23 protein-coding genes are annotated in these 24,199 nt (G+C 69.3%); 18 read left to right on the forward strand and 5 right to left on the reverse strand.

The features are described from left to right. Window positions 1-37: 37 nt before the first annotated feature. The 3 genes from EV685_RS19090 to EV685_RS19100 all read right to left on the reverse strand — a co-directional run bounded on the left by EV685_RS19090 (window position 38) and on the right by EV685_RS19100 (window position 3,000). Window positions 38-490: a Smg family protein gene (locus tag EV685_RS19090; RefSeq protein ID WP_130483665.1), complete on the reverse strand. Its 453-nt coding sequence runs from the start codon at window positions 488-490 to the stop codon at window positions 38-40. Between the two features lie 87 nt (window positions 491-577). Further along, window positions 578-1,762 carry a DNA-processing protein DprA gene (gene dprA, locus EV685_RS19095; protein WP_242615679.1) on the reverse strand — a complete coding sequence of 395 codons (1,185 nt, stop codon included), beginning with the start codon at window positions 1,760-1,762 and terminating at the stop codon, window positions 578-580. A 38-nt stretch (window positions 1,763-1,800) separates the two neighbouring features. Further along, window positions 1,801-3,000: a LysM peptidoglycan-binding domain-containing protein gene (locus EV685_RS19100; RefSeq protein WP_130483666.1), complete on the reverse strand. Its 1,200-nt coding sequence runs from the start codon at window positions 2,998-3,000 to the stop codon at window positions 1,801-1,803. Window positions 3,001-3,256: 256 nt separating this feature from the next. Between EV685_RS19100 and def the strand changes: the two genes are divergently transcribed. From def to EV685_RS19155, 11 genes are all read left to right on the forward strand, one after another. Then, complete coding sequence (gene def, locus EV685_RS19105; RefSeq protein ID WP_130483667.1) at window positions 3,257-3,772, forward strand: peptide deformylase; 516 nt, start codon at window positions 3,257-3,259, stop codon at window positions 3,770-3,772. Window positions 3,773-3,795: 23 nt separating this feature from the next. Then, complete coding sequence (fmt, locus tag EV685_RS19110) at window positions 3,796-4,767, forward strand: methionyl-tRNA formyltransferase (RefSeq protein ID WP_130483775.1); 972 nt, start codon at window positions 3,796-3,798, stop codon at window positions 4,765-4,767. Between the two features lie 113 nt (window positions 4,768-4,880). Further along, complete coding sequence (locus tag EV685_RS21275; protein ID WP_338054471.1) at window positions 4,881-5,369, forward strand: hypothetical protein; 489 nt, start codon at window positions 4,881-4,883, stop codon at window positions 5,367-5,369. 46 nt (window positions 5,370-5,415) lie between these two features. Further along, entirely contained in the window at window positions 5,416-6,183 is a 768-nt protein-coding gene (locus EV685_RS19120; protein WP_130483668.1) for an AzlC family ABC transporter permease, read from the forward strand. Window positions 6,184-6,199: 16 nt separating this feature from the next. Next, window positions 6,200-6,529, forward strand: a complete 330-nt coding sequence (locus tag EV685_RS19125) for an AzlD domain-containing protein (RefSeq protein WP_130483669.1) — start codon at window positions 6,200-6,202, stop codon at window positions 6,527-6,529. A gap of 91 nt (window positions 6,530-6,620) precedes the next feature. Beyond that, the gene (locus EV685_RS19130; protein WP_130483670.1) at window positions 6,621-7,814 is read left to right on the forward strand and encodes a phosphoglycerate kinase; all 1,194 of its coding nucleotides are present in this window, start codon (window positions 6,621-6,623) and stop codon (window positions 7,812-7,814) included. Between the two features lie 165 nt (window positions 7,815-7,979). Further along, window positions 7,980-10,274, forward strand: a complete 2,295-nt coding sequence (locus EV685_RS19135) for an NADP-dependent malic enzyme (RefSeq protein WP_130483671.1) — start codon at window positions 7,980-7,982, stop codon at window positions 10,272-10,274. A gap of 180 nt (window positions 10,275-10,454) precedes the next feature. Continuing rightward, a complete protein-coding gene (gene pyk, locus EV685_RS19140) occupies window positions 10,455-11,885 on the forward strand; it encodes a pyruvate kinase (protein ID WP_130483672.1) in 1,431 nt (476 codons plus the stop codon). A 280-nt stretch (window positions 11,886-12,165) separates the two neighbouring features. Continuing rightward, complete coding sequence (gene fba / locus EV685_RS19145; protein ID WP_130483673.1) at window positions 12,166-13,230, forward strand: class II fructose-bisphosphate aldolase; 1,065 nt, start codon at window positions 12,166-12,168, stop codon at window positions 13,228-13,230. Window positions 13,231-13,380: 150 nt separating this feature from the next. After that, a complete protein-coding gene (locus EV685_RS19150; protein WP_130483674.1) occupies window positions 13,381-14,295 on the forward strand; it encodes a phosphoribosylaminoimidazolesuccinocarboxamide synthase in 915 nt (304 codons plus the stop codon). Between the two features lie 45 nt (window positions 14,296-14,340). After that, window positions 14,341-15,474, forward strand: a complete 1,134-nt coding sequence (locus EV685_RS19155; RefSeq protein WP_130483675.1) for a hypothetical protein — start codon at window positions 14,341-14,343, stop codon at window positions 15,472-15,474. Window positions 15,475-15,498: 24 nt separating this feature from the next. Here EV685_RS19155 and EV685_RS19160 read toward each other — a convergent pair whose 3' ends face one another. Further along, the gene (locus EV685_RS19160) at window positions 15,499-16,443 is read right to left on the reverse strand and encodes a tetratricopeptide repeat protein (protein ID WP_130483676.1); all 945 of its coding nucleotides are present in this window, start codon (window positions 16,441-16,443) and stop codon (window positions 15,499-15,501) included. A 222-nt stretch (window positions 16,444-16,665) separates the two neighbouring features. On the opposite strand from EV685_RS19160, the gene purE reads away from it, so the two are divergent. From purE to EV685_RS19180, 4 genes are read left to right on the forward strand one after another with little or no spacing between them, the layout of a single operon-like run. Next, window positions 16,666-17,127 carry a 5-(carboxyamino)imidazole ribonucleotide mutase gene (purE, locus tag EV685_RS19165; RefSeq protein WP_130483776.1) on the forward strand — a complete coding sequence of 154 codons (462 nt, stop codon included), beginning with the start codon at window positions 16,666-16,668 and terminating at the stop codon, window positions 17,125-17,127. Continuing rightward, window positions 17,127-18,305, forward strand: a complete 1,179-nt coding sequence (locus EV685_RS19170) for a 5-(carboxyamino)imidazole ribonucleotide synthase (protein WP_130483677.1) — start codon at window positions 17,127-17,129, stop codon at window positions 18,303-18,305. Before purE ends, EV685_RS19170 begins: the two co-directional genes overlap by 1 nt. 14 nt (window positions 18,306-18,319) lie before the next feature. After that, complete coding sequence (locus tag EV685_RS19175) at window positions 18,320-19,363, forward strand: L-threonylcarbamoyladenylate synthase (protein ID WP_130483678.1); 1,044 nt, start codon at window positions 18,320-18,322, stop codon at window positions 19,361-19,363. Between the two features lie 48 nt (window positions 19,364-19,411). Beyond that, window positions 19,412-20,443 (forward strand): SGNH/GDSL hydrolase family protein, encoded by a 1,032-nt coding sequence (locus EV685_RS19180; RefSeq protein ID WP_130483679.1) that lies wholly within the window; start codon window positions 19,412-19,414, stop codon window positions 20,441-20,443. A gap of 4 nt (window positions 20,444-20,447) precedes the next feature. Here the strand turns inward: EV685_RS19180 and dacB are convergent, their stop codons facing one another. Continuing rightward, a complete protein-coding gene (gene dacB, locus EV685_RS19185; RefSeq protein ID WP_130483680.1) occupies window positions 20,448-21,947 on the reverse strand; it encodes a D-alanyl-D-alanine carboxypeptidase/D-alanyl-D-alanine endopeptidase in 1,500 nt (499 codons plus the stop codon). 114 nt (window positions 21,948-22,061) lie between these two features. On the opposite strand from dacB, the gene tsaB reads away from it, so the two are divergent. Genes tsaB through EV685_RS19200 form a run of 3 tightly spaced genes read left to right on the forward strand, consistent with a single transcriptional unit; the run spans window position 22,062 to window position 24,195 of the window. Then, on the forward strand, window positions 22,062-22,787 hold the full coding sequence (tsaB, locus tag EV685_RS19190; RefSeq protein ID WP_130483681.1) for a tRNA (adenosine(37)-N6)-threonylcarbamoyltransferase complex dimerization subunit type 1 TsaB: 726 nt from the start codon (window positions 22,062-22,064) through the stop codon (window positions 22,785-22,787). 12 nt (window positions 22,788-22,799) lie between these two features. After that, window positions 22,800-23,366: a ribosomal protein S18-alanine N-acetyltransferase gene (gene rimI / locus EV685_RS19195; protein WP_130483682.1), complete on the forward strand. Its 567-nt coding sequence runs from the start codon at window positions 22,800-22,802 to the stop codon at window positions 23,364-23,366. Then, window positions 23,353-24,195, forward strand: coding sequence for a uracil-DNA glycosylase (locus EV685_RS19200; RefSeq protein ID WP_130483683.1), 843 nt, complete (start codon window positions 23,353-23,355; stop codon window positions 24,193-24,195). The genes rimI and EV685_RS19200 overlap by 14 nt, the downstream gene beginning before the upstream one ends. Window positions 24,196-24,199: the final 4 nt, after the last annotated feature.

The following is a 24,199-nucleotide window of genomic DNA, read 5'->3' on the forward strand; positions in this document are numbered from 1 at the left end:
TGTCTGTTCGTTTGTTCGTCTGTTGGCTTGTGCCGGGTCAGTGGATCAGCCTGTCCTCGGCATCGACGAAGAGCTCGTCGAGGATCAGCGCATCGGGTTCCTCGCCCAGGCTCCAGAACACCATCAGCACGATGATCTTCAGGTCTTCCAGCGGAACAGGGGCGCCGTCGAAGGCCATCGCGCGGTCAACCACGATCTCGCGCATCGATGGTGGCAACACGCCGGCCGATTCGAGGAAGCTCAGGAAGGAGATCGACGCGACGCCCAGATGGTCTTGCTCGTTGGGCAGGTAGACGCGGACCGACAGGTCGTGCTGATTGGCAACGTAGGACTCGGCGACGCTCGCGAGGCCGTCCAGCCACGTCAGGGCATCGGCGATTTCTTCACTCTCGAAACCCACCGCGCTGAGCTTCTTGGACAACTGCTCATGGTCCGGACATGCGTCCGGGCGCCAGTAGTTTTCGTAGAGGTACACGAGCACGTCGAACATGAATCCACTATACCCCAGCGACTTCCGCAGGCCGTTTGCCGGCGCCGTGCGCGGGATCACGCCTGACCGGTTTCGTCGGACCGGGTCTCACGCGCTGGCACGGCGTTGGAACACCCCGCCGGGCAGCCGCAGAACGGCGCCCGACAGTTCCAGGTCGAGCAGCCGGACCGACAGTGCCGAGGCGCTCCAGCCGGTGCGAGCCTGCAGCACATCCAGCGTGGCCGCGCTCCAGCCGAGGGCGGCCAGCAGCGGGTCTTCGGGCGCCTCGTCGGCCGCCGCGGTGGCGTGCTCGCTCGCCTGATCCAGGGGCATCTGCCCGTCCGCGTCGGACTCCCTGGGCGAGCCGGGGCGGGCCGCGAGGTGCAACTCCTCCAGGACGTCCTGCAGGCTCTCAACCAGCTTGGCGCCCTGCCGGATCAGGGCATGGCAGCCGCGTGACTGCGGGTTGTGGACCGAACCTGGGATGGCAAAGACCTCGCGGCCCGCCTCGACCGACAGGCGAGCGGTCAGCAGCGAACCCGAACGCAGCGCCGCCTCGACCACCAGCGTGCCCAGCGCCGCCGTGGCGATCAGTCGGTTGCGTTGCGGGAAGTGCGACGGCAGCGGCGCGGTGCCCAGCGGCATCTCGCTGACGAGCAAGCCATGGCCGGTGATGCGTTGCGCCAGTTGGATGTGGCTGCGCGGATAGATGCGATCCAGGCCACTGCCAAGGATCGCGACGGTGCCGACCGGCCCGGTCAGCGCACCTTCGTGGGCGGCGCCATCGACGCCGATGGCCAGACCCGAGATGACGCACAGGCCCGCTTCGCTGGCGGCGGCTGCAAAGTCGTGGGCGTGGGCCAGCCCGTCCGGGGTCGGATGGCGGGTGCCGACGATCGCCAGCATCGGCCGTTGCAACAGGCTCAGGTCGCCTTCTGTGCAGACCAGCAGGGGCGGGTCGGCGCTGTCGAGCCAGCCACGGGGGTAGAAGCCGGGCTGGTCCAGCGTCAGCACCTGTCGCAGCGGCGAGGCCTGCAGCCAGTCCCAGGTCGACGCGACCAACGGTTCGACGCCCGTCAGCGGGCGGTGCAGAGCGTCCGCCAAGGACGTGCCAACGTGCGCCGCCAGGGCTGCTCGACCGGCCTGCCGCACCGCCATCGGACTGCCAAAGGTGGCCAGCAGGCGACGTGCGGTGCCTCGCCCGATGCCGGGCGTTTCCAGCAGATGCAGCCAATCGGCCAGTTCGGCCCGGGTCAGGCTGGGAAGCTTGGGTTTCTCGTCAGTCAGGGTCATGGCGCCGGTCCGGTGAGGGCCTGTCGCGCCATCGCGCGTCAGGGCTGCGTGATGTGGTCACCCCGGCGCACGGGGGTCTCGGACGCCAGAATGAGGCCGTAGGAAACGCGCTGGAAGACGCGGAAGACGTAGAGGTGGCCGTTGCGCTCGGCCGGCAGACGCACGCTGGTGCGTTCCGGGTCCTCGCGGTCCCGCACCACGCTGCCGGCTCGCCAGATGGCCAGCACGTGGCCCGGCTCGACGCCGCCGGAGCGGCCGCGGTTGATCGCGATGATCTGGTTCTGGCCGGCCTGCAGGCCCTCGCCATAGACCGACACCACCATGGCGTCCAGCGGCGAGGAGGGCGCGTGCGGCACGTGGCGGCCGTCGTCGCGGGGCTGAGGCGCCGTCAAGCGGTCACCGACGCCGGCTTCCTGGCGCAGGGTCTTCAGGCTGACGGTGGCGGGGATGATCTCCGGCTTGCCGTCGTCCAGCGTGCGCTGTTCGCCCGGCTGCAGGTATTCGGCGGTGCCGACGAAGGCGGCCTCGAAGCCGAGCACTTCGCCCGTCTCCGGGTCCGTCAGCGGCTGGGCCCGGCGAAAGACCTGCCAGTCACGCCGCGGCGCCATCTCGCCGCGCACGTAGGCGACGTCACCGCGACCGAGCAGCACCCGACCCTCGCGGCCGGCGACGATGCGCGGTGCGGTCTCCAGCTCGTTGCTGTCGAGCACGACCGCATCGGTCAGGAAGGGCTGGATCAGGGTCAGGTTGATGGCGCCGATCGGGCCGCGGTCCATCGCGGTCTCACGAGCCCGAGGCGAGAGCTTCTCGGTCCCGCTGGCGTCGATGACGCGGCCGACCTGCAACTGGGCCCGTCCACCGTTCTTGACCAGCACCAGCATCTGGCCCGGGTAGATCAGGTGCGGGTTGCGGATCGCGTCGAGGTTCATGCCCCACAGCTCGGGCCAGCGCCAGGGGGTGCGCAGGAACAGGCTGGAGATGTCCCACAGCGTGTCACCGCGCTTGACGGTGTAGCTGTCAGGCGCCGTGGGCGACAGCTCGCTGAGCGGCACGCCGGCCTGGGCGACCTGGCGTGCGGTGCCGCGTTGTGCGTCGGTGACCGGATAATTCGGCTCGGCCGCCTGGACACCGTCAGGACCCAGGGCGCCGGCCAGCAAGACCAGCCCGCTCAAGGCCGCTGCGAGCGAACCCGGCGCGGCAAACCGGCGGCGGAAAACAGTTGCGTGACGCAGAAACATGGACCGCTGCTCCGTGGAAGCTGATTCGGCAGTCTGCCAGCGGTGCAGGGGATGCGATGCCATCCTCTGCAGGCGGCTCGGCCTTGCGCGAAAATCTTCATTCAGTTTCATAAATTCTGCCTGTAAACCCTTGATGCTGCAACGAAAACGGGTCGCCGGACCGTATCTGCCAGTGACCGTTGGCTGGTGCTGATCCGTCCCGTCCTGCACGTCAACATTCCCGCGGCGACGACTGGCGCCGCTTGAGCGAGTCCCCATGAGCCTGCTGACCATCCTGCGCTATCCCGATGCGCGCCTGAACAAGATTGCCAAGCCGGTGGCCGAGGTCAATGACCGCATCCGGCGTCTGGTCGACGACATGTTCGAGACCATGTACGCCTCGCGCGGCATTGGATTGGCGGCAACCCAGGTTGACGTGCATGAGCGTGTCATCGTCATCGACACCTCCGAGGACCGCTCCGAGCCGCGCGTGCTGATCAACCCGAAGCTGGTGGCCGTCAGCGACGAGATGATGGTCGGCGACGAGGGCTGCCTGTCGGTGCCGACCATCTATGACAAGGTCGAGCGCCACGTCCGCGTCACCGTCGAGGCGCTGGACCGTGACGGCAAGACCTGCCGCTTCGACGCCGAGGACCTGCTGGCTGTCTGCGTGCAGCATGAGATGGACCACCTCCAGGGCAAGGTCTTCGTCGAATACCTGTCGCCGCTCAAGCGCAACCGCATCCGCAGCAAGATGATCAAGCGCACGCGCGACGACGAGTCCGACGCATGACGGCGACCGTCGCTGCGCCGGTCTTGCGGGTGGCGTATGCCGGCACGCCGGAGTTTGCGGCCACTGCGCTGGCAGCCATCCTGGCCGCCGGTCATGTCGTGCCGCTGGTGCTGACCCAGCCTGACCGGCCGGCTGGCCGTGGGATGAAGTTGCAGGCCTCGCCGGTCAAGCAACTGGCGCAGCAACACGGCGTGCCGGTCGTGCAGAGCGTCAGCCTGAAGCTCGATGGCCGCCACCCGGCGGATGCCGCCGCCGCGCGCGAGGCCTTGCTGGCCGCCGCGCCGGACGTGCTGGTGGTTGCCGCCTATGGCCTGATCCTGCCCGAGTGGGTGCTCACCTTGCCGCGACTGGGCTGCCTGAACATCCACGCTTCGCTGCTGCCGCGCTGGCGCGGTGCGGCGCCGATTCATCGCGCCATCGAGGCGGGGGACCCGTTCACCGGCATCACCCTGATGCAGATGGATGCCGGCCTGGACACCGGGCCGATGCTGCTGCGCGCCCAGACCGCCATCGGCGTCGACGAGACCACCGCGACGCTGCACGATCGTCTGGCGGCACAAGGCGCGGCGCTGGTGCTGAAGGGGCTGACCGATGCGGCGCTTGGCCGCCTGAACCCGGTGGTCCAGCCGACCGAGGGCGTGACGTATGCGCACAAGATCGAGAAGGCCGAGGCCGCGATCGACTGGCGCTACGCGGCGACCGTGATCGAGCGCCGCGTGCGCGCCTTCGACCCCTTCCCCGGGGCGACCTGTGCCATGCCGGTCGACGGCGGCGCCGCCGAAACCGTCAAGGTTTGGGCGACGCGGCTGGCCGATGCCGCGATGCCGGCGGGCGCGCCCGGTCAAGTCCTTGCGGTCGAGCCCGACGGCCTGTGCGTGGCCTGCGGCGAAGGCGCCTTGTGGCTGACGCGGCTGCAGCGGCCGGGCGGCAAGCGGGTCACGGCACGTGAATTCCTGCAGGTGCGACCGCTGGCGGCCGGGCTGGTTCTGTCCTGAGTCGATTCGGCCGGCTGGTTTGATCGCTCGAAAAGCGGGGGCCGCCTCAAGCAGCGCCCGCGCCGGTCGATAGCACGGGGGAGAACGCTTTCCGTCCCTTGCCCGAGCTGACCATGCGCCGCATCCTGAACCTGATTTCCCTGCTCCTGGCCGCCGGCCTGATGGTCGGCTGCGATGCCCTTGGCATCGAGAGTGGCACGGCCGCCGCCGCCCGCAAGGAGGCCGACGGCATGGCCATCGGCAGCGCCTGCCGCCACGCGACCCGTGCGATCGAGGACTGCTACACGCTCAATCCGAAGGCGACCAAGTCGGCGGTCTACGCCGGCTGGCGCGATATGGACGAGTACATGCGCGAGAACAAGATCGACGGCATCGCCCCGGTGATCCCGCGCAAGTCGGCCAAGCCTGCCGCGCCGGCGGCGTCTGCCGCCGACGGCGAAGGTGCGGCGGCCGACGGCCATGCCGAGCCGGCGGACAAGGCCGACGCTCACGAGGCCGGGCCGGCCAAGTCGCGCAACAGCCACGGCGACGCCGGCGTAACCGCCACGCCTGCCGTGCGCGAGGCGCGTGCATCGACGCCGCGTCAGCCCACGACGCACTGAGCGCCGTCGCTTCCTCGGCCGGCGAGGCCGATGTGACAATGTCCGGATGTCCCGACTGGCCGCCTGGCGCTCCGAACTGATCCACCTGCTGGCCGAGCCGCAGTTCCGGCGTGGCGTGCGCGACATGCTGCCGATGACACCGGGCATCGCGGCCTGGGGCCTGGTGACCGGCGTGGCGATGATCAAGAGCGGCCTGAGCCTGCCGCTCGCCTTGCTGATGAGCCTGGTGGTGTTTGCCGGCTCCTCGCAACTGGCCTCGCTGCCGCTGCTGGCGGTGGGTGCGCCGATGTGGGTGATCTGGCTGACGTCCTTCGTCGTCAACCTGCGCTTCGTCATCTACAGCGCGCAATGGCGCTGGTATTTCGGCGGCCTGAGCCGACCGAAACGCCTGGCGATGACCTATTTCGCCGCCGACCTCAACTACGTCGTCTTCCTGAAAGCTTGGCCCGAGCCGGAACCGGCGCCCGGTCAGGTCCCGTATTTCCTCGGCGGCGTCTTCATCATGTGGTTCGCCTGGCAGATCCCGTCGATCGCCGGCATCGTGCTGGCCGACTCGGTGCCGCCGGCCTGGGGCCTGGGCTTCGCCGGCACGCTGGCGCTGATCGGCCTGACCTGCACGCTGCTGGTCGACCGCGCCACCTGGGTGGCCGCAGCCGTGGCGGCACTGGCCGCCGTGGCCGCGTTTGCCTTGCCCTACAAGCTGCACATCATCGTGGCGGTCGCCGCAGCGGTCGCTGCCGGGCTGATGCTGGACGGCGAAGGTGGCGCCGGCCGACGTCCCCGCAAGGGCGCCGCACCGGACGCAGCCGCCTGAACGGAGGGTTGGACACATGGACGCCTGGATCACCGCCCTCACGATCATTGGCATGGGGATCGTCACCCTCATCACGCGTGGCCTGCTGCTGATGCCGCGCGAGGAGGTGCCGTTGCCGGCCTGGAGCAAGCGGGCGCTGAAGTTCGCGCCGCTGGCCGCGCTGGTCGCCGTGGTCGTGCCCGAGGTGCTGCTGACGCAGGGTCAGCTGATCGAGACGCTGGCCGATGCCCGTCTGATCGGCGCGATCGCCGGCATCGCCTGGTTCGTCATCCGGCGCGGCATGCTCGGCACCATCCTGTTCGGCATGGCGGTTTTCCTGCCGCTGCGCATCGGCCTGGGTTGGTGAAGGCCGTCGCCCGCATCCCTTTGCATTCGATTCCAAGAACAAGCCCCCGACTTCCTGTCCTTCCAACCCTTCCGAAACGAGGCTCAGACCCATGAAGATCAAGCGCCTTTCCGACCTGATCGCCGCCGGCCAGCTGGCTGGCCAACGCGTGTTCATCCGCGCCGACCTCAACGTGCCGCAGGACGATGCGGGCCGTATCACCGAGGACACCCGCATCCGCGCCAGCATCCCCTGCATCGAGATGGCGCTCAAGGCCGGTGCCGCCGTGATGGTGACCAGCCACTTGGGCCGCCCGACCGAGGGTGAGTTCAGGCCCGAGGACAGCCTGGCGCCGGTCGCCGCCCGCATGGGCGAGCTGATGGGGCGCGAGATCCCGGTCGTGGCCAACTGGACCGATGGCGTGCAGGTCGCGCCGGGCCAGCTGGTGATGCTGGAGAACTGCCGCCTGAACAAGGGCGAGAAGAAGAACAACGAGGACCTTGCCCGCAAGATGGCGGCCCTGTGCGACGTCTTCGTGCACGACGCCTTCGGCACCGCGCACCGCGCTGAGGCGTCGACCTACGGCATCGCCCAGTTTGCCAAGGTCGCCTGCGCTGGCCCTCTGTTGGCCGCCGAGATCGATGCGATCAGCCAGGCGCTGGCCCAGCCGAAGCGCCCGCTGGTGGCGATCGTCGCGGGCAGCAAGGTCAGCACCAAGCTGACCATCCTGCAGGCGCTGGCCCGCAACGTCGACGGCCTGATCGTCGGCGGCGGCATCGCCAACACCTTCATGCTGGCCGCCGGCCTGAAGATCGGCAAGAGCCTGGCCGAGCCCGACCTGCTGGGCGAGGCCCGCGCCGTGATCGAGGCGATGAAGGCCCGTGGCGCCGAGGTGCCCATCCCCGTCGACGTGGTTTGCGCCAAGCGCTTCGCAGCCGACGCCGAGGCGACCGTGAAGGCCGCCGATGCGGTCGAGGACGATGACCTGATCCTCGACATCGGCCCGAAGACCTCGAAGATCCTGGCCGACAAGCTGGCCGCAGCCGGCACCATCGTCTGGAACGGGCCTGTCGGCGTGTTCGAGTTCGACGCCTTTGCCGGTGGCACCGAGGCCATCGCCCGGGCCATCGCCAAGAGCGACGCTTTCAGCATCGCCGGTGGCGGCGACACCTTGGCGGCCATCGCCAAGTACGGCATCGAGCGCGACGTCAGCTACATCTCGACCGGCGGCGGCGCCTTCCTGGAGGTGCTCGAAGGCAAGACCCTGCCGGCCTTTGAGATCCTCTCCAAGCGCGCCGAAGACTGAGCCCGAACCGGCGGTCGGTAACCCATGCGACTTGTGCATGGGCCTTGCTGACCGCTGACATGAACCCCGGAAACGCCCCTGCAGCGGGCGTTTCCGGGCATGCGACGTGTGTGCCTGCGCTGTAACCTTCGCGCCCCGCGAAGAACATCCGCCCTGGAGACACACATGGCCGCCCTCACCCCCGCCGAACAAGCCCTGCGCGAAGCCGCGCTGGAATACCACCGCTCGCCCGTGCGCGGCAAGATTTCCGTCACGCCGCTCAAGCCGCTGATGAACCAGCGCGACCTGTCGCTGGCGTACTCGCCGGGTGTCGCCTATGCCTGCCTGGACATCCAGGCCGACCCGAGCAAGGCGGCCGAATACACCTCGCGCGGCAACCTCGTGGGCGTGGTCACCAACGGCACGGCCGTGCTGGGCCTGGGTGACATCGGCCCGCTGGCTGGCAAGCCGGTGATGGAAGGCAAGGGCTGCCTGTTCAAGAAGTTCGCCGGCATCGACGTGTTCGACATCGAGCTGGCCGAGCGCGATCCCGACAAGCTGGTCGAGATCATTGCCGCGCTGGAGCCGACGCTGGGGGGCATCAACCTCGAGGACATCAAGGCGCCGGAGTGCTTCTACATCGAGAAGAAGCTGCGCGAGCGCATGCAGATCCCGGTCTTCCACGATGACCAGCACGGCACCGCGATCATCTCGGGCGCCGCCCTGCTCAACGGCCTGGAGCTGGTCGGCAAGGCCATCGGCAGCGTCAAGCTGGTGGTGTCGGGCGCGGGGGCCGCCGCCATCGCCTGCCTGGACCTGATGGTCGGCCTGGGCGTGAGGCTCGAGAACATCTACGTCTGCGACTCCAAGGGCGTCATCCGTGCGGGCCGGGGCGACAAGCTCGACGAGTCCAAGCAGCGCTACTGTCAGTCCACCGAACTGAAGACGCTGGCCGACGTGATCGTGGGTGCCGACGTCTTCCTGGGCTGCTCGGCCGCGGGCGTGCTGTCGCCGGAGATGGTTGCGACCATGGGTGACAAGCCCATCATCCTGGCGCTGGCCAACCCGGAGCCGGAGATCCGGCCCGAGCTGGCGCGCCAGGCCAAGCCCGACTGCATCGTCGCGACCGGCCGTTCGGACTACCCGAACCAGGTCAACAACGTCCTGTGCTTCCCCTACATCTTCCGGGGCGCGCTGGACTGCGGCGCGACCCGCATCACCGAGGCGATGAAGCTCGCCTGCGTGCGCGAGATCGCCGCGCTGGCCAAGGAAGAAACCAGCGACGAGGTGGCCGCCGCCTACGCGGGCCAGGAGCTGCAGTTCGGCCCGGAATACATCATCCCCAAGCCCTTCGACGCCCGCCTGATCCTGCGCATCGCACCGGCCGTGGCGCGTGCGGCGGCCGAGTCCGGCGTGGCGACGCGGCCGATCGAGGACATGGACGCCTACCGCGAGTCGCTGACCCGCTACGTCTACCAGACCGGCATGTTCATGCGCCCGGTCTTCGCCGCCGCCAAGCGTGCGCCGTCGCGGGTGGTCTACGCCGAAGGCGAGGACGAGCGCGTGCTGCGCGCGGTCCAGGCCGTGCTGGCCGAAGGCATGGCCAAGCCCATCCTGGTGGGCCGACCCAACGTGATCCAGATGCGCATCGAGCGCGCCGGCCTGCGCCTGAAGGCCGGCACCGACTTCGAGGTGGTCGACCCGGAAGACGATCCGCGCTTTCGCGCCTGCTGGGAGGACTACCACCGCCTGATGGGCCGCGAGGGTGTCTCGCCCGAGGCCGCCAAGGCGGCGGTGCGGCGTTCGACCACGCTGATCTCGGCGCTGCTGCTGCGCCGGGGCGATGCCGACGCGATGCTGTGTGGCCTGCATGGCCGCTTCGACAGCCACTACGAGCACGTCAAGGCGGTGATCGGCGCCCAGGCCGGCGTGCACACCATGGCGACGATGAACGCGCTGATGCTGGAGGAGCACAACCTCTTCATCACCGACACCTTCATCAACGAACAGCCCAGCGCCGAGGAACTCGCCGAGATCGCCCGCATGGCGGCCGAGGAGGTGCGCCGCTTTGGCGTGCCGCCCAAGGTGGCCTTCCTGTCGCACTCGATGTTCGGCTCGTCGAGCCGGCCGTCGGCCAAGCGGGTGCGGGCTGCACGTGACCTTTTCGTGGCCCGCAACCCGCACATCGAGTGCGACGGCGAGATGCACGGCGATGCCGCGCTGTCCGAGAAGCTGCGCCAGAACATCCTGCCCGACGGCCGCCTGAGCGGCGCCGCCAACCTGCTGGTGCTGCCCAACATCGACGCTGCAAACATCCTGTTCAACGTGCTGAAGATGACATCGGGCAAGGGCGTCACGGTCGGCCCGATGCTGCTGGGTGCCGCCGCGCCGGTGCACATCCTGACGCCGTCGGCGTCGATGCGCCGTGTCGTCAACATGACCGCGCTGGCGGTGGCGGACGCGGCGGCGTCGCGGCGCTGAGGCGGATCGTCCTTCGGGGTTGGGGCCACGGACGGCGGGCGCACAACGAGGGCAGCGCGGCTCGTAACCGCGCTGTTCCAGAGTCAGGCTGATAATCCGCCGCCACACCGCTTGAGCCCCCTTGCAGCCCGTCGCTGACGAGGCCCTGACGCGGTGACCGACCCCCTAGGAGACTGACCCATGCCCCGCCATACCAAGATCGTTGCAACCCTCGGCCCCGCCTCGTCGGACCCCGAGGTGCTGGAACGGATGATCCGTGCCGGGGTCGACGTCGTGCGACTGAACTTCAGCCACGGCAAGGCGCAGGACCACATCGACCGCGCGACCATGGTGCGCGAGGCTGCCCGCCGCGTCGGCAAGCCGGTGGCCATCATGGCCGACCTGCAGGGCCCGAAGATCCGCGTCGGCAAGTTCGCCGAAGGCAAGGTCATGCTCGAACAGGGCCAGCCCTTCGTGCTGGACGCCGGTCGCACCGAACCGGGCGACCTCGGCGGTGTCGGCCTGGACTACAAGGAACTGCCGCGCGACGTGAAGCCCGGCGACACGCTGCTGCTCAACGACGGCCTGATCGTGATGGTGGTCGAGGCGGTGCGCGGCGAGCAGGTCCACACCATCGTCAAGATCGGTGGCGAGCTGTCCAACAACAAGGGCATCAACAAGCAGGGCGGTGGCTTGACCGCGCCGGCCCTGACGGCCAAGGACATGGAGGACATCAAGACCGCGATGTCCTTCCAGTGCGAGTACCTGGCGGTCAGCTTCCCGAAGAACGCCACCGACATGGAAATGGCGCGCCAGCTGGCCAACGTGGCCGGCGAGCCGTGGCGCCACAAGCCCGGCATGATCGCCAAGATCGAGCGCAGCGAGGCCATCCCCGTGCTCGACCAGATCCTCAAGGCCAGCGACGGCATCATGGTCGCCCGCGGTGACCTGGCCGTGGAAGTCGGCAACGCAGCGGTGCCCGCGTTGCAGAAACGCATGATCCGCATGGCCCGCGAGATGGACAAGGTCACCATCACCGCGACGCAGATGATGGAGTCGATGATCCAGAACCCGGTGCCGACCCGCGCCGAGGTCAGTGACGTGGCCAATGCCGTGCTGGACGGCACCGACGCGGTCATGCTGAGTGCCGAGACGGCCGCCGGCAAGTACCCGGTCGAGACCATCGAGCAAATGGCCGCCATCGCGCTGGCCGCCGAGCGGGCCGAGGACTTCCAGCTCGACGCCAACTTCACCAACAAGAAGTTCGCCCGCATCGACCAGTCGATCGCGATGGGCGCGCTGTTCACCGCGCACCACCTGGGCTGCAAGGCCATCCTGGCGCTGACCGAGTCGGGCTCGACCGCGTTGTGGATGAGCCGCTACCGCATCGACGTGCCGATCTATGGCCTGACGACCCAGGCCAAGTCCGAGCGCGCCATGGCGCTCTACCGCAATGTGCGCCCCATCCTGATGGCGAAGTTCGACGACCGTGACACCGCGCTGGCCGCTGCCGAGCGCCTGCTGGTCGACAAGGGCGTGCTGCGCCCGGGCGACACCTATGCGATCACCTGCGGCGAGCCGATGGGCTACCCGGGCGGCACCAACATGCTGAAGGTCTGCCGCGTCGGCTGACCCGCCAGCGTCAGCGCTCCGCCACACGAGGCCGCCCAACAGGGCGGCCTTTTTCGTTGTGCCTTGCGCAATCCCCGCGAGCCGGGTGTCGCAGGCCGTCGGCGCTCGCTCGGGTTGTCGATGGGGCGACCCTAGAATCCTGCGAGTTACAAGGCGGTTTCAAGGTGCGTCTGCCCGGGCCCGAAGCGGGGTAGATCCCGAGTCGGTGATTCGGCTGTATCGATAACGTCCACCGTTGACTGCCTCTTCCAAGTCCCATTCACTCCCTGAGGTTCCCACCATGCCACTCGTCTCGATGCGCCAGTTGCTCGACCATGCTGCCGAATGCGGCTATGGCATCCCGGCGTTCAACGTCAACAACCTGGAGCAGGTCCAGGCGGTCATGGCTGCGGCCGACGAGGTCGGTGCGCCGGTCATCCTGCAAGCCAGCGCGGGTGCCCGCAAGTACGCCGGCGAGAGCTTCATCAAGCACCTGATCCAGGCGGCGGTCGAGGCCTATCCGCACATCCCGCTGGTCATGCACCAGGACCACGGCACGAGCCCGAAGATCTGCGAAGGCGCGATCAACCTCGGCTTCGGCTCGGTGATGATGGACGGCTCCTTGCGCGAAGACGGCAAGACCCCGGCCGACTTTGCCTACAACGTCGAAGTGACCCGCAAGGTCGTCGACATGGCCCACCAGGTCGGCGTGACGGTTGAAGGCGAGCTCGGCTGCCTGGGCTCGCTGGAGACCGGCGAGGCCGGCGAGGAAGACGGCGTCGGCGCGGTCGGCAAGCTCGACCACAGCGCGCTGCTGACGGATCCGGAAGAGGCTGCGCAGTTCGTCAAGGCAACCCAGCTGGACGCACTGGCCATCGCCATCGGCACCAGCCACGGCGCCTACAAGTTCAGCCGCAAGCCCACCGGCGACATCCTGGCGATCAGCCGCGTCAAGGAGATCCATGCCCGCATCCCCAACACCCACCTGGTGATGCATGGTTCGTCCTCGGTGCCGCAGGAACTGCTGGCCATCATCAACCAGTACGGCGGCCAGATGAAGGAGACCTATGGCGTGCCCGTCGAAGAGATCCAGGAGGCGATCAAGTTCGGCGTGCGCAAGATCAACATCGACACCGACATCCGCCTGGCGATGACCGGTGCGGTGCGCAAGTTCTTGGCCGAGCATCCCGACAAGTTCGACGCCCGCGAGTGGCTCAAGCCGGCCCGCGAGGCCGCGCGGCTGGTCTGCAAGCAGCGCTACCTCGAGTTCGGTTGCGAAGGCCAGGCCGGCAAGATCAAGGCTGTTGCGCTGGACGAGGTTGCCCGCCAGTACGCCGCCGGCAAGCTGGCGCAGCAGGTGCGTTGAACCCGACTTGAGGGCGCGGGAGGCCCGGCGCCGCGTCGCTTGGGCCCCTCGTTTCCCCGTCCGTCACCCTGAGGAAGGCCCGCGTCATGCGGGCCTTTTCGCTGGGGAGGCCCCCCTACAATTCGTGAAACTCTCCACAACGATCCCGCCGTGACCGCTGCCGCCGCCCTTCAAGAATCCAGCCTCCGTTCGCTGCCGCTGCTCGCGCGCGGCAAGGTCCGTGACAACTACGCCGTAGGCGAGGACCGCATCCTGATGGTCGCCAGCGACCGCATCTCGGCCTTCGACGTGATCATGGGCGAGGGCATCCCCGGCAAGGGCGAACTGCTCACCCGCATGGCGCAGTTCTGGTTCGACAAGCTCGGCCACATCGTCCCGCATCACCTGACAGGCGAAGACCCGACCTCCGTGGTCTCTCCCGACGAGGCCGATCGTGTGCGTGGTCGCTCGATGCTGGTCAAGCGACTGAAGCCCCTGCCGGTCGAAGCCGTGGTGCGCGGCTACCTCGCCGGCAGTGGCTGGAAGGAATACCAGGAAAGCCGCTCGGTCTGCGGCGTCGCGCTGCCCGCCGGTCTGCGCAATGCTGAGCGCCTGCCCACGCCGATCTTCACGCCCGCCACCAAGGCTGAGATGGGCGATCACGACGAGAACATCAGCTTCGCGCGCATGACCGAGATCATCGGTGCCGACCTGGCCGAGCGCGTGCGCACCCTCTCGATCGCGCTCTACCAGGCAGCGGCCGAACATGCGCTGACCAAGGGCATCATCATCGCGGACACCAAGTTCGAGTTCGGCCTTGATGCCAAGGGCACGCTGACCTTGATGGACGAGGTGCTGACGCCTGACTCGTCGCGCTACTGGCCGGTCGAGCACTACCAGCAGGCGCTGGCCGAAGGCCGTAACCCGCCGAGCTACGACAAGCAGTTCCTGCGCGACTGGCTTGAAGCCGCTCGTGTCGACGGCCAGCCCTGGAACAAGCAGGCGCCGGCCCCGGCCTTGCCGGCCGACGTCGTCGCCCACACCGCGGCGACCTATCGGGAGGCGCTCGAGCGCCTCACCACCTGACGGCACCGCCCCTGGCGCCGTAGCCCCGACCGACTGCGACCCGCCATGCACCGACTGCTGCGCAACCTCGACGAGGCGATCGAACGGGCTCGCATCCCGCGAGAGCTGCCCTTCCTGCGGGCCGAACGTGCGGTCGTCTATGCCCGGCTCGGCGAGTTGGACCTGGCGCGCCGTGAGGTCCAGCAACTGCGCCAGTTGGGTGACACCCACACGCAGACGGTGCTGGGTGCCTGGCTTTGGCTGGCCGAGGGGCTGGCCGACTACTTCGAGAACGTCAGCCTGCGGGCCCGCGAACGGGTCGGTCGCGCCGTCGTGCAGGCCGCACAGATGCGCGCACCGCGGGCTCATTCGCTGGCGGCGGCGTGGCTGGCCCACTTCGACTTCCGGGTCCACGACTACGCCGCAACGATCGAGCATGTGCGCATCGCCCTGACCGTGGCGCCGGCCACGCACCATTCGGCCCGCTCACGCGCCTGCACGGTCGTGGCCGGGGCCTACCACTACGCCGGTCGAGAGGACCTGGCCCAGCCCTGGTACCTGCAGGCTCGGGCCCATGCCACCGCCGAAGGCGACGGCTCGGCGCTGAGTTCGCTCATGTACAACATGGCGGCCCTGCGGGTCATGGAAGTTCGGCTCAACGAACGTTTCGGTGCGTCCGATGGCCTGAAGGTCAAGCGGGCCCGGCTGGGCACCGACTCGTCGCGCCAGCTCGACCTGAACGTGCGCACCAAGGCGCTCAGCCACCACACCCCGATGCAGCAGGCGCTGGTGCTGTCGGCACTGGGCGAGCACGCTGCGGCGCTGGCCTTGTACGACGCTCACCTCGACGCCGCCTTGAGGGAGGGGCTGGCCTTCTCCGAATGCCTGTTCCAGGCCGATCGCGCCACCTGCCTGCTGGCGCTGGGGCAGGGCGATGAGGCGCTGACGGCGGCGCGGCAGGCCGAATCGGCCTTCCTGAGCGCCACCGAGCCGGAGGAGCAGGCCATTGCGCACGCGCTGTTGGCGCCCCTTCTCGAGCGCCTGGGTCTGCCGGAGATCGGCGCCCGGCATCTGGCCGCTGCCGAGGCACCGCTGCAGCTCTACCGCAGCCGGAGCGCGGCCTTGCTGGAGATGCTGGAACAGGCCGATCTCGCGCGTTACCGGCTTGGCCCGCTGGTTGCGGATCCGAAGGCGGCCTGAGGGCCGACCGCCTCCCGGATCCACTCAGAACAGGACCATGCTGAGCTTGCGGCGGTACTGGTCCAGCAAGGGGTCGGTGGCGACCGCTGCGGTTTTGCCGGCGATCTCGACGGCGCCCTTGGCCTCCGCGACCGCCGCTGGCTTGGGCATCGGCTTGGTCATCAGCTCCAGGATCGCGACGTAGGTCTTGCGCGCCCGGCCGTCCGACCACGCCTTGTCGCGCATCAGGATCTCCAGCAACTCGTCCATCGCGGCGGTGTGTTCCTGCAGCGCGAAGAGCTGTCGGGCGCGGTCGAAACGGGCGTCGAAGTCGCGCTTGTTGGCGGCGATGGCGGCATCCAGTTCGGCCATGGGGCGGGCGCTGGCCACGGCCTCGCAAGCCTCCAGCCAGGCACCCAGAGCGGCGATGCGCTGGTCGACGATGGCCTTGCTGGCGACCGGCTCGAAGACACGGCGGGCGTCGCTGACACGACCTTCCTGCAGCAGCAGCTTGACGTAGTCGAAGCGCGCGGTTTCGTTGGACGGGTCGATCGCGACGGCTTCCTGAAGCTTGGCCAGGGCCGCCTCGGCATTGCCGTCCTCGGCCAGTGCCTCGGCTTGCTCGACCTCGGCTTCGGCTTCGATCTCGGCCTCGCTGGGCACGTGCTTGTCGAGGAACTCGCGGATCTGCGCTTCGGGGATCGCGCCGACGAAGCCGTCGACCGGCTGGCCCTGGCTGAACATCACGCAGAAGGGGATGGAGCGCACGCCGAACATCTGGCTGAGCTGGCTGGCGATCTCGGGCACCTCGTCGCTGTTGAGCTTGGCCAGCGTGAAGCGACCTTCGTAGGTTGTCTCCAGCTTCTCCAGCATCGGCCCGAGCTGGCGGCAAGGGCCACACCAGGGCGCCCAGATGTCGAGCAGCACGGGCTGGCGCAGCGAGGCCTGGATCAGTTCGGATTCAAAGTTTTCGAGGGTGATGTCGATCATCGCGGCACCTGAGGAATTCGTGCGGAAGGAAGGCGTGAGCCACGTGCTCGGCCATGGATGTGGCCATCTGTTTGGCCACCTGCGTGGCCACCCAAGCGGCCGACCTCGACTTGAGGGCTGGGCCAGCAAACACAAGCGGTGCGGCGGGTGCCGCCTAAAATCCCGCCTTTGTCTCGCCCGGAGCCTGCAGTGAACAGCGCCTCGCCCGTGGTCGGCATCGTCATGGGGTCCAACAGCGATTGGGACACCATGCGACAGGCGGCCCAGATTCTCACCGAGTTTGCCGTGCCCTTCGAGGCGCGCGTGGTCTCGGCCCACCGCATGCCCGACGACATGTTTGCCTACGCCGAAGCGGCGCGCGGACGCGGCTTGCAGGCCATCATCGCGGGCGCCGGTGGTGCCGCGCACCTGCCGGGCATGCTGGCGGCCAAGACGCCGGTGCCGGTGCTCGGGGTTCCGGTCGCCAGCAAGCACCTGCTGGGCGTCGACTCGCTGCACTCGATCGTGCAGATGCCCAAGGGCATCCCGGTGGCGACCTTCGCGATCGGCGCGGCCGGCGCGGCCAATGCGGCCTTGTTCGCCGTGGCACTGCTGGCCAACCGCGATGCCGATCTGGCCGCACGGCTGGACGCCTTCCGCGCCCGCCAGACCGAGGTGGCGCGTGCGATGACGCTGGACGACTGATGTCTGCTCACCACCCCGTGATCCTCCCCGACGGCCACGCCACGCTGGGCGTGATGGGCGGCGGCCAGCTCGGCCGCATGTTCGTGCACGCCGCCCAGCAGATGGGCTACCGCACCGCAGTGCTCGAACCCGATCCCGCCAGCCCGGCCGGTCTGGTCGCCCACGAACACGTGCGCACCGGCTACGAGGACGTCATCGGCTTGACCGCGTTGGCCAACGTCGCCGCCGCCATCACCACCGAGTTCGAGAACGTCAGTGCCGCCTCGCTGCGTCAGCTGGCGGCGCACCGTCCGGTGGCGCCGGCCGGCGACGCGGTGGCGGTCTGCCAGGACCGCGCCGCCGAGAAGGCCCACTTCGTCGCGAGCGGCGTGCCGTGTGCGCCACATGCCCGGATCGAGTCTGACGCGGACCTCGCGGCGGTCGATGTGTCGACGCTGTTGCCCGGCATCCTCAAGACATCGCGCATGGGCTATGACGGCAAGGGCCAGCGCCGCGTGGCCGATGCCGCCGAGCTGGCGCGGGCCTGGTCCGACCTGGGCCGCGTGCCCTGCCTGCTCGAAAAGATGCTGCCGCTGGCGGCCGAGCTGAGCGTCATCGTGGCGCGTGGCGCCGACGGCTGCTGCGTGCACCTGCCGGTTCAGCGCAACCTGCATCGCGACGGCATCCTGGCCGTCACCACCGTGCCTGCCGAAGGCATCCCGGCGGCGACGCAGGACGCCGCGATCGCCTCGGCTGGCCGGATCGCGGCCGAACTGGCCTATGTCGGCGTGTTGTGCATCGAGTTCTTTGTGCTGGCCGACGGCAGCCTGGTTGCCAACGAGATGGCGCCGCGCCCGCACAACTCTGGCCACCACAGCATCGACAGCTGCGACGTCTCGCAGTTCGACCTGCAGGTGCGCACGCTCGCCGGTCTGCCGCTGGTCCAGCCGCGTCTGCATTCGCCCACCGTGATGCTCAACCTGCTGGGCGACCTTTGGTGGGACGCCGCCGGCCGCGAGCGCACGCCCGACTGGGCTGGCGTGCTGGCCTTGCCCGGCACCCACCTGCATCTCTACGGCAAGGCCGAGGTGCGCAGGGGCCGCAAGATGGGCCACCTGACCGTGACCGCCGCGACGCCGGAAGCCGCCCGAGCGCTGGCCTTGCAGGTGGCGGCCGTGCTCGGTTTCGAACCGTTCTGATCGGCCTTCTCGCCATGCCCGTGCTGTTGCCCAACTCGACCGGGGCCGAGCGCTCGGCCAGCTTGGCCGCCGCCGTCGCCAGACTGGTCGAAGGTGGCCTGGTGGCCTTGCCGACCGAGACCGTCTACGGCCTTGGCGCCCGGGCCGACGACGCACAGGCTGTCGCCCGCATCTTCGCGGCCAAGGGCCGACCCAGCGATCACCCGCTGATCGTGCATGTGGCTGATTTGGCAGGCGCCGAGCACTACGCTGCCGAGATCTCGCCGCTGGCGCAGCGCCTGATGGCGGCCTTCTGGCCGGGCCCGCTGACGGTGATCGTGCCGCGCCGGCCGGGCATCGCCGAAGCGGCCGCTGGCGGGCAGACCAGCGTAGGCCTGCGCTGCCCGTCGCACCCGATCGCGCAGGCGCTGTTGCGCGCGGCCGGGCAGGCAGGCGTCAGCGGCGTCGCTGCGCCCAGCGCCAACCGCTTCGGGCGCGTCAGCCCGACCTGCGCCGCCCATGTGATGAGCGAGTTCGCCGACACGCCCGAAGCCGCCGGGCTGCTGGTGCTGGACGGGGGTGACTGCGACGTCGGCATCGAGTCGGCCATCGTCGACTGCAGCCGCGGCCATCCGGTGCTGTTGCGCCCGGGCAGTCTGGGCCGGGCCCTGATCGAGGCGTCAGCGGGCGAGCCGCTGCTCGCCCCGGATGCCCATGCGCCGCGCGCATCCGGCACGCTGGCGGCGCATTACGCGCCCAGCGCCAAGGTCCGCCTGATGACGTCGACCGCACTGAAGGACGCGCTCGGCGTGCTGGCGTCCAGCCTGGCTGCGCTGCCCGATGCGTCACGAAAGGCGCCGACCGTGGCGGTATATTCGCGCCTCCCGAAGCCGGCTGGGTTGCAGGGCGTGGTCTGGCGGACCATGCCGGCCGACCCGGCAGCGACGGCGCATGAGCTGTTCGGTGCCCTGCGCGACTTCGACGACGCCCACGTCGCGCTGATCTGGGTCGAGCAGCCGCCGTCCGACAGCGCCTGGGACGGCGTGCGCGACCGGCTGCAACGTGCGGCGGCGGCCTGACCCCAGTTCCCCAGATTCCCTGACCCCCCGGTATCCGTTGGAGACTCGATGAATCCCCTGTCACGACTCGCGCGCGCCTGGCGCACCGCCACCGTCCTCGCCCTCGCGTTGGCAGGCTTGGCAGGCTGCGACAGCTCCAGCCGGATCGAGCCCTATGTGCCGACGCGGATGATGTCGTTCGGGGATGACCTGAGTGCCGTCAACGCCGATGGCAGAAAGTACTTCGTCAACGTCGTGGACAGCAGCAATGTCGTGAACTGCTCTGCGGTGTCGAGCTGGAATCAGATCGTTGCCAATGGCTTCGGCTTGACGATGCCCGGATGCCCTGTCAGTCCGGCGACGCCGGCGACCGGCTTCAACGGGGCTGTGGCTGGGGCTCGGGTGGATGCCATCAAGCTTCAGGTCGATGCCCGGCTCAACGAGTTTGTCCCTTCGACGCTGGTGACGATCCAGGGTGGCATGTGGGACGTGCTCGATGCCTACCTGCTGGCCAAGACGGCGACGGACCTTCAGCCCATCTACAACCAGATCGTGACGAAGGCCAATGTGCTGTCGGCGGCCGTCAACAGTGCCACCCGGCAAGGCCAGGGCGCCCGCGTGGTGTACATCGCCGTGCCCGACCTCGGGCTGTCGCCCTTGGCGATCCAGGACCAGGCCGCTGGCAGTTGCGGTGTGCGCGACTGCCGGGCCCTGCTGACCGAACTGAGCGCCCGCTTCAACAGCATCTTCCGCGTCGGCATCTACCAGGAAGTCGTCTATGGCCCCGGCGTCACGAACGACGGGCGCTATGCGGCGTTCGTCGACGGTGAAGGCTGGACGAGGACCCTGGTGGCGTCGGTACTGGGGGATTCCAATGGCACGAAGAACGATGTCTACGGGCTGGATCAGGTGACATCCGCCGCATGCCCGGTCGTAGTGGGGGGGCTGAACGATGACATCAGCGCGTGCGACACGGCCGATCTCGTCGCGGGTGTGAGCGCCGCAGCCTACCTCTGGGCAGCCAGTGTCCACCCCGGTCAGGCGTGGCATCTGCAGGTCGGAACCATCGCCCTCGCCCGCGCCCGCAACAACCCGTTCTGATCGCTCAGCGCAGCGCGCCGCCCAGCCGCTCCGCGCCCCAGCCCAGCACCGCGTCGATCACCGCTCGGCCACCTTCCCGGCTGGCCAGCGGGTGGTTCAGGATGACCACCACAACGGCCCGACGACCGTCCGCGCCATCGAGGTAGCCAGCCACACCGGCCACGTCTGAGAGGGAGCCGGTCTTCAGATGTGCCCGACCGGCCACTGACGTGGCGCGGCGTGCGGTGGCCTCGCCGGCCAGCGGCAGGCTGGACACCAGGTCCGGCATCCACGGCTGGCGCCACGACCAGCGCAGCCACTGCGCCAGGCAACGCGGCGTGATGCGCTCGTCGCGCGACAGGCCCGAGCCGTTGTCCAGCTTCAACTCGTCTGCCGTGCAACCCACCCGAGGCAACAGACCGGTGACGACCGCGCGGCCGGCGTCCCAGGTCGCGGTTGCTGCGGCCAGCGTGGGTGCTGGCGATGCGCCCGGTGGCAAGGGCAGGTTGGGCGGGCCGCCCAGGGCCAGCAACATCTGCTGGGCGATGGTGTTGTTGCTGTAGAGGTTCATCGGCCGCAGCACGTCGGCCAGAGGCGGAGAGCTGAATGTGAACAGCGGCAGCGCCTCGCCGCCCGATCCGCCGTTCCTGACCTTGCCCTGCAGCGCGCCGCCGAGCGCGCGCCACTGCGCCTCGATCGCCCGGGCGGCATGCGTGGCGGGCTCGTTGTAGGCGACCGACCAGCTGCGTTCACCGCAGCTGCGCGGCAGGCCGCCGGCGAAGCTCCATGACGTGGGCGAGCGGAAGTCGGCCAGCAGCTTGGCGCGCCAATCCTCGCAAGGCCCGTCGAGCAAGGGCACCCGCTCGCTGACCCGCCAGCCCGCCAGCGGCAGGTCGACCGACACCTCGGCCCAGGCCTGCGAGGGCTGCGGCCGGAAGGTCAGCGTCAAGCTCTTGAAGTTCACCAGCAGCGCATCGGGCCGGGCGTTGTAGGGCTTGAGCGGCTCGTTGTCGAAGGCGGCGGGATCGACCTCGGGGATGGCGTAAGCGCTGCGGTCGAGCACGATGTCGCCGCGAATCTCGCGCACGCCGCGCTGGCGGATCTGGTCGAGCAGCAGCCAAAGCCGCTCGGCCACCAGGCTCGGATCGCCACCGCCTCGGATGCGCAGCGAGCCTGTCAGCACGCCCTCGCGCGGCAGCGCATCGACGCTCACCAGGGTCTGCCACTGGTGGCTGCGGCCCAGCGTCTCCAGCGCGGACGCCGAGGTCAGCAGCTTCATCAACGATGCGGGGTTGACCAGCTGGCCTGCGCGGTGCGCCAGCCACGGTTCGCCGCCATCGACCGGGCCGATCCAGACGTGCATGGCTTCGGCCGGCAAGCCGGCCTGGGCCAGGGCGGCGGTGATGCGTTGCGGCACCCGCTGGGTCGCTTGTGCGGGTGCTGGAGACGGCAGCATCGCGGCCATCAAGGCCATGGCCTGCAAGGTCCAGGGCAGGGTGAAGGACGGGCGTCGGGTGGGGTGCATCGCGGTCGATCATAGGAGCCGCAGGCAGGCCCGCACCAGCCGACAAGGCCGTTGCCATCGGCCTTGTCGCCACACCCTCGCCGCTACACTGGATCGGTACATCCGCTCTGCGCCATGCCCTTGCCCTGTCTGCTTGCCCTCGATGCCGCGACCGAACACCTGCACCTCGCGGTGTGGCGCGACGGCGTCGTGCACGCCCGCCAGCTGGCCGGTGGTGCCCAGGCCTCGATGAACCTGCTGCCGGCGATCGCCTCGCTGGTCGACGAGGCGGGCGCGACCTTGCAAGACATCGACGCGATCGGCTACGGACAGGGCCCTGGCGCCTTCACGGGCCTGCGCACCGCCTGCTCGATCGCCCAGGGCCTGGCCATCGGCCTGGACCGGCCGCTGGTCGCGCTCGACACGCTGGCGCTGGTTGCCGAGTCGGCCCATCGGCAAGCGGGTTTCGAGCGCGTCTGGACGGTGCTGGATGCGCGCATGGGTGAGGCTTATGCGGCCTGCTGGCAGCGCCATGGTGAAGCCGATTGGCGGCTGGCCACCGATGCAGCGGGCGTCGTCATCGCCGGTCCGGCTCTGCTGCGACCAGAGGCCTTGCGCGGCCTCGTGCAAGCCCATCCTGCCGCGCTGGCGGGGCCGGGCTGGATGGTTTTCGAGTCGGCTGCATCGGACCTGGACTTGCCCATGTGCGTGCTGGCCTTGCCCGACGGTGAGGCGCTGGCCGCGCTGACGCGACAGGCCCATGCGGCACAACGCTGGATCGACCCGGCCCTGGCCCTGCCGCTCTATGTGCGCGACAAGGTCGCGCAGACCACCGCCGAACGGGCGGCGGCCCGTGCCTGATCGCCGCGCACCATGAGCGCCCGACCCGATCCCGCCTACCTGGCCCGAGCGCCCCACGCGCCCCGTGCGATGCCGCTGGTGATGCGGCCCATCACGCTGGACACGCTCGATGCCCTGTTGGCCATCGAGGTGCGCTGCTACACACATCCCTGGAGCCGCGGCAACTTCATCGATGCACTGGCCGCCGGCTACCTCGCGCAGGCGCTGCAGACACCGGCCGGCGAACTGGTGGCCTACATGATCGCCATGGCCGGCGTCGACGAGTGGCACCTGCTCAATATCACCGTCGCGCCCGAGCACCAGGGCCGCGGCCATGCCGTGCGGCTGTTGCATGAACTGTCCCGACACGCCCGTGCCACCGGGGCCGAATGCCTGTGGCTGGAGGTCCGGCCCAGCAACGAGCGCGCCCGTGCGGTCTATGCCCGGCACGGTTATGTGCAGGTCGGGATGCGACGCGGCTACTACCCCGCCTGCGACGGTCAGCGCGAGGATGCGCTGGTGCTGAGGCTGGACATCGGCCCGGACCGGTCGGATCGCCGGCCACGTCACGACAGCGAGGGCGGCCATGGTCTGGTCTGAACGGCAGGTCGCGATGCTGGCCGAGATGGGCATCCACCTTCGGCTACCGACGGCCGAGTCGGTGCAGCAGGTCGCTCCGGCCGAGGTGGTCGCCGGCACGGTGCCCGCCGACATCGCCGCGCCGACAGGGCCGGCAACGCCTGTCGCACGGCTTGCAGCCCCGGTTGCAGTCCCGGTTGCAGCACCGATCGCCTGGGTCCCCGATGCGGCAAGGTCGACGACGCTGATCGACCCAGCCAGTCCGGTCGCCGCGATGGGTTGGGACACATTGGCCGATGCCGTCGCCGGCTGCCGCGCTTGCGAGCTGTGCGTGAGCCGCCGCAACACGGTCTTCGGTGCCGGCAACCGGCAGGCCCGCTGGATGCTGATCGGCGAAGCGCCCGGCGAAAACGAGGACCGCACCGGCCAGCCCTTTGTCGGCGAGGCCGGCCAGTTGCTGGACAACATGCTCCGTGCCGCCGGCCTGACGCGTGCCGATGGCGGCGGCGAGGACCAGGTCTACATCGCCAACGTGCTGAAGTGCCGCCCGCCGCGCAACCGCAACCCCGAGCCGCACGAGGTCGAGCGCTGCGAGCCCTACTTGCAGCGCCAGGTCGAACTGGTGCGGCCGCGCCTGATCGTGGCGCTGGGGCGCTTCGCGGTGCAGTCCATCCTGCGCAGCGCCGAGCCGATCGGCCGGCTGCGCGGCAAGGTCCACCAGTACCACGGCGTGCCGGTGGTGGTGACCTACCACCCCGGCTACCTGCTGCGCAACCCGGTCGACAAGTCGCGCGTGTGGGAAGACCTGTGTCTGGCCCGCGAGGTCATGGAAGGTCTGGCCTCGCGGTGACGGC

The organism is Sphaerotilus mobilis, from assembly GCF_004216565.1.
Classification (GTDB): Bacteria; Pseudomonadota; Gammaproteobacteria; order Burkholderiales; family Burkholderiaceae_C; genus Sphaerotilus; species Sphaerotilus mobilis.

Bases quoted from the DNA above. Each gene is read 5' to 3' on its own strand.
- EV685_RS19090 (WP_130483665.1), bottom strand. From the start codon at position 490: ATGTTCGACGTGCTCGTGTACCTCTACGAAAACTACTGGCGCCCGGAC.
- dprA (WP_242615679.1), bottom strand. From the start codon at position 1,762: ATGACCCTGACTGACGAGAAACCCAAGCTTCCCAGCCTGACCCGGGCC.
- EV685_RS19100 (WP_130483666.1), bottom strand. From the start codon at position 3,000: ATGTTTCTGCGTCACGCAACTGTTTTCCGCCGCCGGTTTGCCGCGCCG.
- def (WP_130483667.1), top strand. From the start codon at position 3,257: ATGAGCCTGCTGACCATCCTGCGCTATCCCGATGCGCGCCTGAACAAG.
- EV685_RS21275 (WP_338054471.1), top strand. From the start codon at position 4,881: ATGCGCCGCATCCTGAACCTGATTTCCCTGCTCCTGGCCGCCGGCCTG.
- EV685_RS19120 (WP_130483668.1), top strand. From the start codon at position 5,416: ATGTCCCGACTGGCCGCCTGGCGCTCCGAACTGATCCACCTGCTGGCC.
- EV685_RS19125 (WP_130483669.1), top strand. From the start codon at position 6,200: ATGGACGCCTGGATCACCGCCCTCACGATCATTGGCATGGGGATCGTC.
- EV685_RS19130 (WP_130483670.1), top strand. From the start codon at position 6,621: ATGAAGATCAAGCGCCTTTCCGACCTGATCGCCGCCGGCCAGCTGGCT.
- EV685_RS19135 (WP_130483671.1), top strand. From the start codon at position 7,980: ATGGCCGCCCTCACCCCCGCCGAACAAGCCCTGCGCGAAGCCGCGCTG.
- pyk (WP_130483672.1), top strand. From the start codon at position 10,455: ATGCCCCGCCATACCAAGATCGTTGCAACCCTCGGCCCCGCCTCGTCG.
- fba (WP_130483673.1), top strand. From the start codon at position 12,166: ATGCCACTCGTCTCGATGCGCCAGTTGCTCGACCATGCTGCCGAATGC.
- EV685_RS19155 (WP_130483675.1), top strand. From the start codon at position 14,341: ATGCACCGACTGCTGCGCAACCTCGACGAGGCGATCGAACGGGCTCGC.
- EV685_RS19160 (WP_130483676.1), bottom strand. From the start codon at position 16,443: ATGATCGACATCACCCTCGAAAACTTTGAATCCGAACTGATCCAGGCC.
- purE (WP_130483776.1), top strand. From the start codon at position 16,666: ATGGGGTCCAACAGCGATTGGGACACCATGCGACAGGCGGCCCAGATT.
- EV685_RS19170 (WP_130483677.1), top strand. From the start codon at position 17,127: ATGTCTGCTCACCACCCCGTGATCCTCCCCGACGGCCACGCCACGCTG.
- EV685_RS19175 (WP_130483678.1), top strand. From the start codon at position 18,320: ATGCCCGTGCTGTTGCCCAACTCGACCGGGGCCGAGCGCTCGGCCAGC.
- EV685_RS19180 (WP_130483679.1), top strand. From the start codon at position 19,412: ATGAATCCCCTGTCACGACTCGCGCGCGCCTGGCGCACCGCCACCGTC.
- dacB (WP_130483680.1), bottom strand. From the start codon at position 21,947: ATGCACCCCACCCGACGCCCGTCCTTCACCCTGCCCTGGACCTTGCAG.
- tsaB (WP_130483681.1), top strand. From the start codon at position 22,062: ATGCCCTTGCCCTGTCTGCTTGCCCTCGATGCCGCGACCGAACACCTG.
- rimI (WP_130483682.1), top strand. From the start codon at position 22,800: ATGAGCGCCCGACCCGATCCCGCCTACCTGGCCCGAGCGCCCCACGCG.
- EV685_RS19200 (WP_130483683.1), top strand. From the start codon at position 23,353: ATGGTCTGGTCTGAACGGCAGGTCGCGATGCTGGCCGAGATGGGCATC.